Annotated in this window: 12 protein-coding genes and 1 tRNA gene; 8 read left to right on the forward strand and 5 right to left on the reverse strand. The window is 58.6% G+C overall.

The window, feature by feature from the left end:
* Window positions 1–260: 260 nt before the first annotated feature.
* Window positions 261–1,100, reverse strand: a complete 840-nt coding sequence (locus tag Q1A00_RS04930) for a pyruvate, water dikinase regulatory protein (protein ID WP_298406143.1) — start codon at window positions 1,098–1,100, stop codon at window positions 261–263.
* Window positions 1,101–1,218: 118 nt separating this feature from the next.
* Here Q1A00_RS04930 and Q1A00_RS04935 point away from each other — a divergent pair, with 118 nt between their 5' ends.
* Together Q1A00_RS04935 and Q1A00_RS04940 are read left to right on the forward strand one after the other, a co-directional pair.
* On the forward strand, window positions 1,219–2,580 hold the full coding sequence (locus tag Q1A00_RS04935) for an alpha/beta fold hydrolase (RefSeq protein ID WP_299755532.1): 1,362 nt from the start codon (window positions 1,219–1,221) through the stop codon (window positions 2,578–2,580).
* Between the two features lie 119 nt (window positions 2,581–2,699).
* Window positions 2,700–3,113 carry a DUF3054 domain-containing protein gene (locus Q1A00_RS04940; protein WP_298406139.1) on the forward strand — a complete coding sequence of 138 codons (414 nt, stop codon included), beginning with the start codon at window positions 2,700–2,702 and terminating at the stop codon, window positions 3,111–3,113.
* 57 nt (window positions 3,114–3,170) lie between these two features.
* On the opposite strand, the gene Q1A00_RS04945 is transcribed toward Q1A00_RS04940, so the two are convergent.
* Both Q1A00_RS04945 and aceB read right to left on the reverse strand, forming a co-directional pair.
* Window positions 3,171–4,094 (reverse strand): NAD(P)-dependent oxidoreductase, encoded by a 924-nt coding sequence (locus Q1A00_RS04945; protein WP_298406136.1) that lies wholly within the window; start codon window positions 4,092–4,094, stop codon window positions 3,171–3,173.
* 240 nt (window positions 4,095–4,334) lie between these two features.
* Complete coding sequence (gene aceB / locus Q1A00_RS04950; protein WP_298406135.1) at window positions 4,335–5,933, reverse strand: malate synthase A; 1,599 nt, start codon at window positions 5,931–5,933, stop codon at window positions 4,335–4,337.
* A gap of 380 nt (window positions 5,934–6,313) precedes the next feature.
* Between aceB and Q1A00_RS04955 the strand changes: the two genes are divergently transcribed.
* The 4 genes from Q1A00_RS04955 (at window position 6,314) to Q1A00_RS04970 (ending at window position 9,996) form a co-directional block, all read left to right on the forward strand.
* Window positions 6,314–6,985 carry a Uma2 family endonuclease gene (locus tag Q1A00_RS04955; RefSeq protein ID WP_299755593.1) on the forward strand — a complete coding sequence of 224 codons (672 nt, stop codon included), beginning with the start codon at window positions 6,314–6,316 and terminating at the stop codon, window positions 6,983–6,985.
* A 328-nt stretch (window positions 6,986–7,313) separates the two neighbouring features.
* Window positions 7,314–8,768, forward strand: coding sequence for an Asp-tRNA(Asn)/Glu-tRNA(Gln) amidotransferase subunit GatB (gatB, locus tag Q1A00_RS04960; protein ID WP_298483214.1), 1,455 nt, complete (start codon window positions 7,314–7,316; stop codon window positions 8,766–8,768).
* Entirely contained in the window at window positions 8,765–9,817 is a 1,053-nt protein-coding gene (locus tag Q1A00_RS04965; RefSeq protein WP_298406131.1) for an SH3 domain-containing protein, read from the forward strand. The genes gatB and Q1A00_RS04965 overlap by 4 nt, the downstream gene beginning before the upstream one ends.
* 93 nt (window positions 9,818–9,910) lie before the next feature.
* Window positions 9,911–9,996: transfer RNA gene (locus Q1A00_RS04970), tRNA-Leu, on the forward strand.
* Between the two features lie 413 nt (window positions 9,997–10,409).
* On the opposite strand, the gene Q1A00_RS04975 is transcribed toward Q1A00_RS04970, so the two are convergent.
* Window positions 10,410–12,029, reverse strand: coding sequence for an FAD-dependent thymidylate synthase (locus tag Q1A00_RS04975; RefSeq protein ID WP_298406130.1), 1,620 nt, complete (start codon window positions 12,027–12,029; stop codon window positions 10,410–10,412).
* 269 nt (window positions 12,030–12,298) lie between these two features.
* Here Q1A00_RS04975 and Q1A00_RS04980 point away from each other — a divergent pair, with 269 nt between their 5' ends.
* Both Q1A00_RS04980 and Q1A00_RS04985 read left to right on the forward strand, forming a co-directional pair.
* Window positions 12,299–12,970 carry a histidine phosphatase family protein gene (locus Q1A00_RS04980; protein ID WP_298406129.1) on the forward strand — a complete coding sequence of 224 codons (672 nt, stop codon included), beginning with the start codon at window positions 12,299–12,301 and terminating at the stop codon, window positions 12,968–12,970.
* Between the two features lie 136 nt (window positions 12,971–13,106).
* Window positions 13,107–13,910 (forward strand): RDD family protein, encoded by an 804-nt coding sequence (locus tag Q1A00_RS04985; protein ID WP_298406127.1) that lies wholly within the window; start codon window positions 13,107–13,109, stop codon window positions 13,908–13,910.
* Here the strand turns inward: Q1A00_RS04985 and miaA are convergent.
* A complete protein-coding gene (miaA, locus tag Q1A00_RS04990) occupies window positions 13,880–14,770 on the reverse strand; it encodes a tRNA (adenosine(37)-N6)-dimethylallyltransferase MiaA (RefSeq protein WP_298406125.1) in 891 nt (296 codons plus the stop codon). The genes Q1A00_RS04985 and miaA overlap by 31 nt on opposite strands.
* Window positions 14,771–15,008 lie beyond the last annotated feature (238 nt).

Genomic DNA, 15,008 nt, shown 5'->3' on the forward strand with positions numbered 1-15,008 from the left:
GGTGGCTTGAGACAATGCTGTTATGCACCTTAGCGCGAGAGAATGCGCTAACGGCGAGAATGATCACGATTGGACACGGTGAACCGACCGGTCGCTGCCGGCACTGAGCGCATAGGCATAAACTTGCAATTCATTGGCCCCATCGCACATCATTGTATGAAGCTAACATGACCGCAAACAATGATAGATAACGCAACTATACTGCGCCGTCTCGCAACTGTCAAAAGCAATTGACCTGCTTCACACATCTGCTGTTAACCCTACCCCGGCGTACTAAACCGGCGCGAAATCAGGGCAATAATCTCATCGGCGCTTTCTTCGATCGACTTATCGGTCACATTGAGCGCCGTCCAACCGTGTTGGCGGAAGATCCGGCGCGCCCATTCCACCTCATCGATCGCGGCGTCAAGGTTAGTATAGCTGCCACCCAGATTAATGCCCATCCGCCGCTGGCGCCAACGCCGGCGAGCGGCGATCTGTTCGGCATCGACAATCAGACCGATGACGCGCCGGGGATCAACCCGAAACAGATCATTGGGTAAGGGAACTTCCCGCACGAGCGGCACATTGGCTACCTTCCAGCCCAAGACCGCGAGGTACATACTCAGCGGCGTCTTGCCAACCCGAGAAACACCAACCAGCACAATATCGGCGTGGCTCAGCTCGCGCGGTTTGTTGCCATCGTCATGGGCAACGGTGTACTCAATCGCTTCCAGCCGTTCGAAATAGGTCGAACGGCGGGCTTGATACAATCCCGGCTTGCCGAGCGGCTCTTTTTGCAATACTGTGGCCAAGCGCGACAAAACGCTCCCGACCAGATCAATCTCGGCGACTCCCATCTCGCGTGCTAGTCGCATTAATTCACGGCGCAGGGTTGGTTCCATCAACGTGTGCAAGATGGTGCCGTTCTGCTGTGCGGCTTGGACGACGACTTCGGCAATCTGTTCCGGTTCACGCACATTTGGCACAATGATTAACGGCACTTCCGCCCCCTCAAACTGCGAGAGCGTCAAGCGCGCCACCTGTTCACCGACCGCGCCGGCGCCACCGGAGACGATGTAGAGGGGCGGGGCAGGATAGGAATGAGGTACTTCGTTCATTCGCAAACGTTCTGTAATGCGCAATTTGCCTGCAATCAGGCACAATGTGCTATAGACGCGATTAGTCGTATACTGATATGATACCATACAAGACCGGTGGCACACCACGGGTAGTTCGATGGAAATCTTTTCTATTGATGGTGCGAAGATTTATGCGCTTGATGCAGGGCCGCGCCACGCCCAACTCGCGGTTCTCATCCACGGTTGGTCGAGTTCGTCGTTTGCGATGTCGCCGCTCATTCCTCTGCTCAGCCGGCGCTTTCGCTGCGTCGCGATCGATCTGCCCGGCTACGGCGAGTCGCCGCCGCTGCGCGAACGAGCGACGATTGGGCGCTATGCGCAGATTGTTGGCCGCCTGATCACCGGTCTGAGCGAACATCCAGCCGTACTGGTCGGCCACTCGATGGGAGGCATGATCAGCGCAACGCTGGCGCTGCAAATCCCGCAATTAATTGATCGCATGGTGTTGCTCTGCCCGACTATTTCGGGTCGGCTATCGTTCTGGATTAATACGTTCGTCTCACCAATCACGATGATCGAGCGCTTCCCGTTCTTTAGCCGGTTGCTCTCAGTGCTCGAACCATCGATGCTGTACGTGACCGATAGCCTGATGAAACCGGCCTCATTCGCCGAACGGTCGGCGATCAGCGAGGCCGATTATCTACGGTTGCGCGCTGATGCACGGCGGCCGGGGCAAGGGCGAGTACGGGCGGAATGTTTTGTTGCGATGCGCAATCAAGATCTCAGTGGTCGTTTGCGCGAGCTTGAGACCCCGGCGTTGGTGATTTGGGGGGCGGAAGATAACACCGTACCACTCCGCGATGCTGGCGTCGTCGCCGATGAATGGCGCAACGCCGATCTGCGGATTGTGCCGAAAGCTGGGCACTGGCCACATTTCGAGACGCCAGAGGTAACGATGCGCTATATCGCCAGTTACCTCGGCTTGCCCTCGCTGGTCAGCCAACCGGATGTCTTGGTGCAGCCGGCGGAAGTGACAGCGCAGGTGGCTGAATTTTTGGCTAATTCCCAGATCGGGAACGGCCTTAACCTTGCCCAACGTACCCGGCTGGCGGCGCACCTCGAACGGCGGCGCTACCCGCCCGGCGCGTTGGTTGACCGCACGAATCAAGAATCGACCGATCTCTACCTCGTGCAGGATGGCTCCTTAGAGGTTTGGAGCCCGCCAATCGATGATGATCCGGGTAGCCAGCGCCTGCTCACAACGGTGGTGGTGGGCCAAATTACCGGCGAGATGTCATTGCTCGACGGTGGTCGGCGGAGTGCGGATTTGCGTGCCGGTGAAGACGGAGTCACAATCTTGGCGTTGCGCCGCGAGCGGTTGCGCGCGCTGTCCGAGGATGATCCGGCCTTGGGGAACGCAGTGTTGTGGAATATCGCGAGCGCGCTCGCGTTGCGGTTGCGCTTGGCGAATTGGCAGCAGCAGGGCTTGGCGCGCGAATTGCAAGCGCTCAAGCGGTAATGGTTTCAAACGCGAAGATGCTAAAGTTTGAGGAATGGATGTGGTCTACATCCGCTAAGACTCTTCGGTACGAATAATGATTCGAGAGTCGCCAACTTTAAGATAAGGAATGATCAACTATGGCAACAACCAATCGTCAGGTCGCTACAGGATCGTGGTCGCGGCTTGTCATCCTGCTTGGTGGTGATACGCTCGTCTTTGTTATCTTTGCTTTGTTAGGGCGCAGCTCGCATGGATTGGTGGATGAGAATCCCCTCTTAGCAGCGGGACGGGTTGCTTGGCCTTTCTTTATTGGCTGGTTGATCGTCGCCCCATGGATGGGTGTCTTCCGCCAGCAGCCACCACTACGGATGCTGGGGTTAACGCTCGGCGCATGGCTGATTGCATTACCGGTTGGGCTAGGTCTGCGCTGGTGGCAACTGGGTCGTTCTAGCCCGCTGAGCTTTGCAGTAGTAACGTTTTTGACGGTTGCTGCCCTGTTGCTCATCTGGCGTGGTGCGTACAGTTGGTGGCAGACGCGGCAACAGGTATAGTGGCAAAGGCGCGAAGGATACGAAACCTCATACCCTTCGCACCTTCGGATTATCGTTTCAGGCGCTGACAGCTAACTCAAGCGGTAGCCGCTCATCGATCCAGTAGCGTAGGCTAGGATAGCGCAGCTCGATGCCGAGATCGTGGTGCATACGGGCATTACTTAGCCGAACCGACGAGGTGAGTGCTCCGATCACCGAACGATCAAGACCGGCGCGCAGGCCGACGTTTGGATCGAACGTGCGCGGTGGTAACATACCGAGCCGGCGGCGTACCTCGCTGACGATCTCGATCAGGCGGAGCGGTTCATCATCGCCAACGTTGTAAATTGCACCGATCTGGCCAACTTCGGGGGCGCGGATCAGCACCTCTAGCGCATCATCGATATGAATATGCGGCACAAAGTTACGCCCGCTGCCATAAATCGTAAGCTGGCCACTGGCAATCGCCTCGAGCGGATCGCGGTCAGGGCCATACACTGTTGCCATGCGTAAAATCATTGCCGGGAAGCGGTGAGCGCGCACTGCTTGCAAGATGATCTGCTCGGCGGCGGCAAGGATCGTGCCGAGGGGATACGAGGGCGCGATTGGGCTGTCTTCATCTACCCAGTGCTCGCCGTGATCGCCATAGGGGGCGACGCTGGAGGCCCAAATGTAGGTACGCACTGTGCGTGCGCGCACTGACATCGCGATCAAATGCTGGTTGCCATCAACATAGAGGGAACGGAGCAGCGCTGAACCATCGATGGGCATACGGTTGGTGAGGTTATAGACCACCTCAATCTCATCGGTGACGCCATCAATGGTTTCGGGGCGGGTAAGGTCTCCGATCCAGACCGCCATACCGCGGGCAGCGAGGCGTTCAACCACCGGATCTTCGGCGCTGTAGACAAGACCGCGCACACGGTGGCCAGCAGCGAGGAGCCGTGCGGCCAGTCGCGAGCCGATGTATCCCGCTGCGCCGGCAATCAGATAATTCGCCATAGGTCACCTCGTCGTGTAGGGGCGGGTGACTACTCTGACACCGCCCGACTTATAGAGCAGGCTGCACATCGGCAAAAGCGGTGCTTGTCTGTGTAGGTGCAGCAGGTTACTGCTAATTGTAACACTCTGTTAGGATTGTTGCCAGCGGAAATTTCCCTGACAAAAGATGGGCAAATTGTGGATAGAGGTGAGTGAAGATTGCAGGGGCGACGCCGATGTCGCCCCTATGTGTGTGACCGGTTACGGGATACGCTCGTAGGCCGGCAAGGTCAAAAATTCAACGAAATTAGGATCGGTGGTAATCTCGTCAAACAATTCGGCGGCCTCTTCGTAACGGCCATCATCGTAGGCCGGTCCCAGAATCTCGCGCACTTTGGTCAGCTCTTCGGGCAGCATCTGGCGGAAGAGTTCCACCGTTACCTTACGGCCATCTTCGAGCACACCCTTCGGACTGCGGATCCACTGCCAGATCTGGGCACGGGAAATCTCGGCGGTAGCGGCATCTTCCATGAGATTAAACACCGGCACGCAGCCATTACCGGCCAGCCAGGCGCCGAGATACTGGATGCCGACGTTGATATTCAACCGCATCCCCTGCTCGGTGATCGGTTCGCTGGGGCCGAATGCGAGCAGGTCGGCAGCGGTGACTTGCACATCGTCACGTTGGCGACTAATCTGATTGGGGGTAGGCATCAGACGGTCGAAGACCTCCATCGCCACCGGAACCAGACCGGGGTGAGCGACCCATGTGCCGTCGTGACCGTCGTTCGCCTCCCGCTCCTTGTCGGCGCGCACCTTGGCCAGCGCCGCTTCATTCGCCACCGGATCATTCTTGATCGGAATCTGGGCCGCCATACCACCCATCGCATGGGCGCCGCGGCGGTGGCAGGTCTTGATCGCCAACAACGAGTACGACCGCATAAAGTGAGTGGTCATCGTCACGAGCGCCCGGTCAGCAAGGCAGAAGTTGGGGTCGTTGCGGAACTTCTTAATGCACGAGAAGATATAGTCCCACCGTCCGCAGTTGAGGCCGGCTGAGTGCTCGCGCAGTTCGTAGAGAATTTCATCCATCTCAAATGCGGCGAGTATCGTCTCGATCAGCACGGTAGCTTTGATCGTACCGCGTGGAATACCGCGCAGCTCCTGCGCCAGTACAAAGATGTCATTCCACAACCGCGCCTCAAGGTGGCTCTCCATCTTCGGCAAGTAGAAGTAAGGGCCGCCTTGCACGTCGATCGCGGTTTGGGCATTGTGGAAGAAATAGAGGCCAAAATCGAAGATCGCTCCCGACATCGGCTCGCCGTCGATCAGCACATGCTTCTCGTTGAGATGCCAACCACGCGGTCGCACGAACAAGATGGCGGGATTGGCATTGAGGGCGTAATATTTGCCTTCGGGGCTAGTGTACGTGATTGTGCGGCGCAATGCATCGCGCAAGTTGATCTGGCCTTCGATCTGATTTTGCCACGTGGGGGTATTAGCATCCTCGAAGTCGGCCATAAAAACCTTCGCGCCCGAATTGAGCGCATTAATGACCATTTTGCGGTCAACCGGGCCGGTAATCTCGACCCGGCGGTCATTGAGTTGGGGCGGGAAGGGTGCGATTGTCCAGTCGCTCGCGCGGATGTGGGCGGTTTCGGGCAGAAAATCAGGCCGCTCACCGGCATCGATCGCGCGCTGGCGTTCGGCGCGACGGGCCAGCAGCTCAAGTCGGCGCGCGTTAAAGCGGCGATGCAGGGTCGCGAGAAATTCCAGTGCTTCCGGGGTCAGAATCTCGGCATATTCGGGTGTGATCGGTGCAGTGATCGTCACTCCGGCAGGGAGTTGGGGGGCGGTCATGCAACCCTCCTTTCATGATGCGGAAACAATTTCCGTGTACTATTATACCAGAAAAGCGTTAGTGTGATGTCAATGGACAGAAAAGGGGGAATCGAAGACCAAAACGGACAGAGAGGCGACTTACTCGCTTTCCTCTTCTCGCGGATTGTGATCTGTCTCGGTTAGGTGATGTGAGCATGGTTCACCGAGTTGCCTCTCGGCGGGGAGCCTACTGACGATACTGTCGTGAAGTATGCAAGGGTCTTTGCCTGCGACGTGTACGGCAAGCTTAACGCTTGCCAAACAAGGCGCATGTTTCAGAAGGATTGTTGTCTATCTTGCTTGCAATACCTGCTTAAACGGAGTATATTGGAACAAATGTTCGCAACAGGAGGTGGATGATGACTCGTCAGCCGGTGGTTGCCACGCCAATCGTCTACCCCGATAGTGACGGCATGCCTATGGCCGATAACACCAAGCAGTTTCGCGCTATCGTCACCATTCAGGGGAACCTCGACGCACTCTTTCGCGAGCGGGCTGATGTCTTTGTTGCCGGCGATTTGCTTTGGTATCCGGTCGAAGGCTGGCCTGACATTCGGCGTGCGCCGGATGTGATGGTGGTGTTTGGTCGGCCCAAAGGGGATCGCGGGTCGTATCGGCAATGGGAAGAGGGCAATACTGCGCCGCACGTCGTGTTTGAGGTGTTATCGCCAAGTAATACGTTGACTGAAATGGCCGCCAAGTTAGAGTTCTACGATATGTACGGGGTCGAGGAGTACTATCTGTACGATCCTGACACTGGTGATATGAGCGGTTGGCAACGCATTGATGGCCGGTTGCGGGTCATTCCTGAACTCGATGGTTGGGTAAGTCCACGGTTAGGGGTGAAGTTTGGCCGAGCAGTTGATGGCATACAGATGTATTGGCCTGATGGTCGGCCATTTCTGAGTTTTGTCGAGTTGCAGGCATTGGCTGAGCAAGAGCGACAACGGGCCGAGCAAGAGCGACAACGGGCCGAGCGGCTGGCGGCGCGTCTGCGCGAGCTAGGGGTTGATCCAGAACAAGAAGCGTGAGTGTAAGGGCGCAGAGGGGGAAACGTACAGGCGCAAAGACGCAGAGGGAAGATGTAGGTGCGGCGAGCGCGTAGGCGGTCACCGTCGCGGTGCTGGGTGGGTGCGGCGAGCGCGTAGGCGGTCACCGTCGCGGTGCTGGGTGGGTGCGGCGAGCGCGTAGGCGGTCACCGTCGCGGTGCTGGGTGGGTTTGTGTGAGTTTCTGCTGCCGTGGCTCCGTGTGAGTCGCCCTCCGTACATCCGTGTGAGCCGCTATCGGAGAGCGTTCCGCGCACCATCACCGAAAACCGAGTACAATAAAGGGCAAGGTGACGTTGCGTGAGGAAGCCTATGCCTGAATATATCGCCACGATCGGCCTTGAGATCCATGCCCATGTGCTGACCGCCTCCAAGATGTTCGACGGTTGCAGCACCGATTACGCTGGCGCGCCACCCAATACCCGCGTTTCGGTGGTGAGCCTTGGCCTGCCCGGCGCGCTGCCCGTACTTAACGCCCGCGCTGTTGAATTGGCTGCGCTTTGCGGGTTGGCGTTAGGTTGTCGGGTTAACGAACGCTCGATCTTTGCCCGCAAGTCGTACCCCTATCCTGACTTGCCTAAGGGCTTTCAGATTACCCAATACGATGAGCCGCTGTGCAGCGATGGCGCGATCGAGATTCGTACCGCTGCCGGCGAGGTGCGCCGAATCGGGATTGAGCGGTTGCATATCGAAGAAGATACTGGTCGCTTGATTCACAGCCCTGACGGCGCATCGTTGATTGACTACAACCGCAGTGGCATGCCATTAATGGAAATTGTCACTCGGCCTGATATTCGCACGCCAGAAGAGGCTCGCTTGACCTTTGAGAAGATCCGCCAGATTTTAGTCTGGATCGGGGCCAATAGCGGCAATCTCGAAGAGGGGGCGCTGCGCTGCGACGCGAATGTCAGTGTGCGCCCGGCAGGCTCAGATCGGTTCGGCGCCAAGGTCGAGATCAAGAACATCAACTCGTTCCGCTTTGTCGAACGAGCGCTAGCGTATGAGATCGAGCGGCAGATCCGTGTGCTCGAATCCGGCGGCGTAGTTGAGCAAGAGACGCGCGGCTGGCGCGAGGATCTGGGCCGTACTGAGGGTCAACGCTCGAAAGAGTATGCCCACGACTACCGCTACTTCCCTGAACCTGACATTCCGCCGTTGGTGCTGGCGCCGGAATGGATCGCCGCCCGCAAGGCTGAGTTACCCGAATTGCCTGACGCGCGCCGTGCCCGGCTGATGACTACCCACGGCCTGTCGTGGCAAGACGCCGATCTGCTCACCCAAGAGCGGGCGATCGCCGATTATTACGAAGCGGCGGTAGCAACGGTCAACCGGCCCGATGGGGCGAAAGAGGTGGCGAATTGGGTGTTGAACGAAGGCTTTCGTTTGTTGAACGATCGCGGCGAGCCGGCGACGGCGTTGATCGATCGTATGCCGGTGAACCGGCTGGCGACGCTGATCGATCTGGTGCAAAGCGGGACGATCACGCGCGCGGTGGCCAAGCAACTGTTTGAAGAAGTGTTCGCAACCGGTGCTGATCCGGCGGCGCTGGTAGCTGAGCGGGGCCTGACCCAAATTAGCGATGATGGCGCGTTGTTGGCAGCGGTGCGGGCTGCGTTGGCCGATGAGAAGGCGGCCAAAGCGATTGCCGAGTATCGCAAGGGCAAAACGACCGCCATTCAATTTCTGGTCGGGATGGTGATGCGGGCCACGAAGGGGCAGGCGAACGCGCAACGGGTGCGTGAATTGTTAGAGGCAGAACTTGGATGACGCTGACAGGGGATGAGTCAACCGCGCTGAATCCGATTACGTTGCTCGAGTCGGCGCGCGAGAAGTATACGTTGGCGCGGGCGCGGCGTGATGTGCCGGAATTGGCGTTGCTCAGCATTCACGGCGCTATCGAAGATGCGCTGCGTGCCCACCTGTTGCGCGTCAATTCGCCGGCTGCGCTCGGCCCGTTTGCCGGCGTGTTGGCCGCGATGCAGGCCCTTGACCGGTTGCCGCTCAGCGCCGAAGAGGTCGATGCCGTGCAGCGCCTGCACCGGCTACGCGGGCGGATTGCCCGTGGTGAACATCTAGCTGTTACTGGCGAGACGCTAGCGGCCTATCAGCGGCTCGCCGTCATGCTGTTGCCGCGTTATGGCGTGCAGGCATTGCCTACAACTGAAACGGAACGACCTCGCCAGCGCGCAACCCAACCGATGCGTGCGCAAACCGCCTTGCCCGATGACGAGCCGGTGCGGGTGCGGTTGCGCGACCGCCATACCGCCTATGATGAAGAGCGTCGCATTCGTGCTCTGGGCCATCGCGCGCTTGATGAAGAGACGCCGCGCGGGCCGTTAGTGCCGGGTTGGGTTGCGCCAACGTTGATCATTGTCAGTATCTTTGTCATCGGGCTAGCAATTGCGCTCAGCTTGCAAAGTCCGGCGTCAGTGACACTTCCCACTGCCCCGATTGTCAATCTGTCGCCGGCTCCAACCGAATTGCCAGCTATAGCGCAGACCACAGCAGCGCCGGGCGGAGAGCCGCTCGCAACCGTGAGCGCTAATCCGCCGGCAACCGTTGCGCCTTCGCCATCGCCGTTGCCCGATGGCTTAGCGATAGGGCGCACGGCAGTGGTAAGTGAAGGCATTCCGGCGCTGAATTTGCGTGTGCAACCCGGGCTTGGCGCTGATATTCCGGTGTTGCTGGTGTTAGCTCCGGGTACGCAGGTCGAGATTATCGGCGGCCCGGTGGAGCGTGATGGCTGGGTGTGGTGGCAGGTGCGTAGCGCCGGGATCGAAGGTTGGTGCGCCGGAGACTTTTTGCAGCCGCAATGAGTACGCGATCATTTTATCGTTCGTTGCTGGTGCGCATCGTGCGGCGCCACCGGTTTTCGTAAATTTGCTATAATGAAGGTCGGCAAGCGTTATGCCGGAGTGGCGAAATGGCAAACGCTGCGGTCTTAAAAACCGCTGGGGGAAACCCCTTACGGGTTCGAGTCCCGTCTCCGGCACCATTTCCCGAGTTAACGCGATCAACCTGTTGAGCGTAGCCAGAACATCTAATCTAGAACAGCCGCAACTGCTGTGCAGGGAACCCGGCCCCAATGGGTCGGGTTATGCTTACGAAGCCCACTGTGCGGGATCATGGCTCTCACCCCTCCGGCACCCTCTCCCCCTTGACGGGGGCAGGGCCGTGCGGATTTCGGGACAGGCGTCGGAGCGCGGAACGCCGCAACACCCCTCTCCCGCGCGAGTGGGAGAGGGGATGGGGTGAGGGTGATCAACAATTCACTGCGTCCTCTGCGTCTTTGTATTCCATCCTTCGCGTCTTTGTTCGCTTTGCGTCTCAATGGAGCCAGCAACAACGCATCGAGAGCGCTTCCTCTGGTGGGCCAGCAACCCGCGTGCCACCTCGTAGCGCGCGGCGTTACGTCCCCTGCCGCTTCTGATCGATCCGCTGCTCGGCAGCCAGCCGTTCGAGATCGTAGTCGTGGTGGTCAACAAACCGCATGCCAGCGGTGAGCGTTGGATGCACCGCACTAATAGCCTGAAACATCATCTGGGCAATTTGGCGGTAGGCGGGATGGCCTTGGCGCGCGCTGCGCAGTTCGATCAAATGATAGGCTTCGCGCAGATTGAGTTTCATCCGCCAGCGCACACGGAAGGCGAAGGGCACTGCGTACTGCGCTTCATTGGGAAAGTCGCGTTGCAGGTCGGTCACCAATTCGGCAGCCTGCTCAAGCGCAGCGCGATACTGAGGCGCGACGCCGATCCGTTCGAGTTCAGGAGGGGTGACGTAGCCGTGGCTGACGGTGAAGCGCTGCCGTTCTTGGGTGAGCACACGGTGGCGCTGGAGATCGCGGTACGCGCCGATGTCGGCCAAGATATCGAAGGTGTAATACGGCTCCTCGAAGGCGCGACCGGGCCGGTGGAAGCGACTGCCCCGTTCGCCAACGGCTGCCGCGATGATTGCCTGCCGTTCCTGCGCCGGCATTGCGCTGATGGAAGCGAGGATCGAATCCAGCGGCAGATCGAGATGCGGGTAGAGGATGGCGGCGACCATCTTTTCTTCCGCTTGCGGATCATAATCAACCAAACGCACCGCAATCGCTGGCTCGTTGGTCGGAGCGATGGCGAGCTGTGCGGCGCATTGCGCCGCCTGTTCGCGGGTAGCGGCCAAATATGCGGCATACGCCTTGCCGCGTTCGCTGCGTGCCCGCTTGACAAAGGCCGGAATGACATAATCTAACTCAGTTTGAATTGCCTCGCTCAAGGCGCGCGCTTCGGCAAAGGGTGCAGCGGCGAGTTTGATAATCAGATACTCAAACGCGCGGCCATTGCCAAACAACCCAACATTGGTTTGGGTCGCCATCGGCAACAACCCGCGCAACAGATCGAGTGCCTTGGCCTGAATCGCATTGCGATAGGCGCGTGGGGTAGTGGCTTCATCGCGGGGGAATTGCGCTTGCAGCCATGCTTGCACCGGGCCGAGCAATGCGCTATACGTCGCGAAGAGGTTGTCCATCGTCGCCGTATAGCGTTCCGCAAACGGCGATGCCATCAACACCGGTTCGCGCAGGTAGCGATAGCCATCTGGCCCCGGCAGATCAAACCGGACATAGCGGGTCGATTTTTCCAGCGGCGACAAACCCAACCGACTGTCTTCGAGCAGCTTGGCAGCGATGTTACTCACGCCTTCGCAGGCCACATGCGCTCCCCCCAATTCAGCCACCGAGTCATCGCCGTATCCAATCAGCACCCGCTCGTAGAAGGCTTCGGCTTGGCGTGCAGCGACTAACTGCGCCGCCGGACTATCGCCCACTGCCGACACAATCGCGGCGAACCCTGACTCTGGTTCAGTGATGAACTCGTCGAGCAGGAGGCGGCGCAAGCTCTTCGTGCTACGGCTATAACGTGCAAACAGCGCCCCCTTCACTACTTCCGGCAAGTTGCGCAAACAGAAGACAGGCCGGTCAACATTGGTCACAAATGGCGTGAGCAGCGCGACCTCTTGCGGTGTGAAATGTTCGTTTGTGTGGGTGAACATAATCTATCCGAGAATCTGCTTCGAACCTTGGCCCATCATACCGCATCTTCACCATGTACAAAACGAGCTCCCTTTCGTGAATTGGGCGAGGGATTAGAACAAACGGGAATGGCTTTCGCTAATGGGGGAGGTTGCTGCGGCGCGGGGGCCGCGTAGGGCGCGACCCCTGCACCTCGCAATGACAGTGTGCGTTTCGTTCTTTTAACATTCCGGTCATAACTCTGTGTTACCATAGCAAGAGAACTAAAGGATTCTTCGCGGAGAATGCCATGACCACCATCTACGTGATCCGCCACGGCGAGACTGACTGGAATATGCAGGGACGTTGGCAAGGACATATTGATGTTCCGCTCAACGAGATTGGCTACCGGCAGGCGCGATTGTTGGCCAACCGGTTGGTACGTGATGGGGTAAGGTTTTCTGCCATCTACAGCAGTGACTTGTCGCGCGCGTATCAGACGGCATGGGAGATTGGTGCTGTACTGAAAGTGCCGGTGCAACTGTTGCCGGCGTTGCGCGAGATCGATACCGGCCACTGGAGTGGTCTCACAACTGATGAGGTGCGGACACAGTTCCCTGATGAATGGAAGCAGATTATGCAAGGTTATGACCTGCCACGCGGCGGTGGCGAGACGATGGCTGCGCTGCGGCAGCGGGTGGTGACAGCCGTCGAGGCGATGGCGGCCCAACATCGTGGTCACACGTTGGCGTTTGTCACTCACGGCGGCTGTATTCGTGCATTGTTATCCCACGCCGAGAACTTTCATGACACCAACTTTGGGCGCTATCCGCATATCGGTAACACGTCGATCACCATTCTTGAAATCGGTTACAAACACTGGCGGGTCAAATTGGTGAATGATATGAAGCATTTGGAAGCGGAGCCTGAACCAGAACTGGTCTCGGCTCCGCCTGATGACGCCGAGTTGCCGAGCCAGTAACGTGCTCGAGTTGGATTGGCAGGTGACGTTGAGCGCATCATAATGGCAGCTTATATGTTGCTCCGCTCGTGATAACCGAGTGCGGCAGGCGAACTACCGCACTCCATACGTAATCCATCGATTGCTGTATACCCACATGCTTACCGCCAATCGCATTGCCAATACGTATCACGTCGAAACGCCGGAAGGCGTTATGATAACCTACACCACCGCCGGGCTGGCCAGCCGGGGTCTAGCGGCGGTGATTGATTATACGATTCTGGTCACGTTCCTGATGATGGCTGCCACCGTTGTGCTTGCCAGCAACGATATTGGCGTTGGCAATGAAGACGTGCTGTGGGCATTGTTCGCGGTGTTCGCTTTTGTGTTGAATTGGGGCTATTACGTCTTCTTCGAGTTAATCTGGAATGGCCAGACGCTGGGTAAACGGTGGTTGCGGTTGCGCGTGTTGCGCGAGGGTGGCCGCCCGGTTGATGGCGCAGCGGTCGTGGTGCGTAATCTGATGCGGGCGATTGACTTTTTGCCGTTTGGTTACGGCATTGGCCTGCTCACCATCTTTATCGACCGCCATAACCGCCGGCTAGGTGATCTTACCGCTGGTACGGTGGTGGTGCGCGAAGGTAATCTCATCACCCTTGACCAAATCTTAAGTCCGGTCAGAATACAGGTGCCGCCGCGCGCAACCGATGCGCCGCCAACGCCGTTGTTGCCGAACTTAGAGCGCTTATCGACGGCGGAAATGGCGCTCGTGTTTGACTTCTTGCGCTGTCGCGATGCGCTCAGCGCTGATGCGCGCCTCTCGTTGGCCGGTCAGCTCGCGGCCTTGATACGCCAACGCCTCGGATTGCCCCCGGCTGATGGCCATCCCGAACGGTTTCTTGAGCATGTGGTGCGCGAATACGATGTTTTTCAAGCGATGATGGCGCGCCAAGCCGGGTGATCAGGCGTCCAGATTTCAAGGTTGGGCAAACGGCGAAACCACATCTCTTGCCGACGGATGAAGGCATGGGTGTCGAAGCGCAGCCGTTCGATGCAAGCAGCAAGATCAGCAGTTCCAGCAAAGTACGGCTGGAATTGGACGTAGCCAAGGCTCGACATCGCCGGCAACGACCAATTGTAGCCGCGGGCTAGCAGGTTTGCGACCTCTTCAACCAAGCCGGCAGCGATCATGCGTTCGATGCGGGCATCGGCGCGGGCGTAAAGTTCGGCGCGTGGCCGGTGCAACCAAATCGTGCGCGGGCGGAAGGGAGGCGGCTGCCGCTCTTGCAGACGCGAGATCGGTTCGCCGCTGACCAGATAGACTTCGAGCGCGCGCACGACCCGTCGCACGTTGGTGGCCGGGATGCGCGCCGCCGCGACCGGATCAACCGCCGCGAGGCGGGCATGGAGTACGGCAGCGCCCTCTTGAGCTGCTACTTGCTCAAGTTCGGCGCGAAGCTCTGGCTGGGGGGCGACGCGCGGAATCTGCCAGCCTTCCAAGACTGCTGCCAGATATTGGCCGGTGCCGCCAACTAGCAGTGGTGTGCGCCCGCGCGCTTGAATGTCGGTGATCGCCGCCAGCGCCAGATCGTGAAATTCGGCCAACGAAAACGGTTGATCAGGATCGCGAATGTCGATCAGGTGGTGCGGCGCTTGGGCGCGTTCGGCAGGGGTTGGCTTGGCAGTGCCGATGTCCATGCCACGGTAGATCTGGCGCGAATCGGCGGAGACAATCTCGCCGTTGATCTGTTGCGCCCATGCGACCGCTAATTCGGTTTTACCCACGGCAGTGGGGCCAACAATCGCAATTAATTCAAACAAACGATCCTCGCTGTACATGGCATGATCTGCCTGCGGGCCGTCCGGCGTGCCGGATTGAGCGCAGGAAAGTTGGTTGTCGTTCCTTTCATAACGCATTGCGTTATAAAAGTGCAGCAGTGTACCACTCTCATGCTACAATACCTTTAGCGCCGTATGTGCAGCGCAGCGGCGGCATGCATCAGCTCAGATGCTCGAAGGTGTGCAATCTACCGTATCTGCTCTGTTTTCTCTGCTGCCA

This window comes from uncultured Chloroflexus sp. (assembly GCF_938091255.1).
GTDB lineage: Bacteria > Chloroflexota > Chloroflexia > Chloroflexales > Chloroflexaceae > Chloroflexus.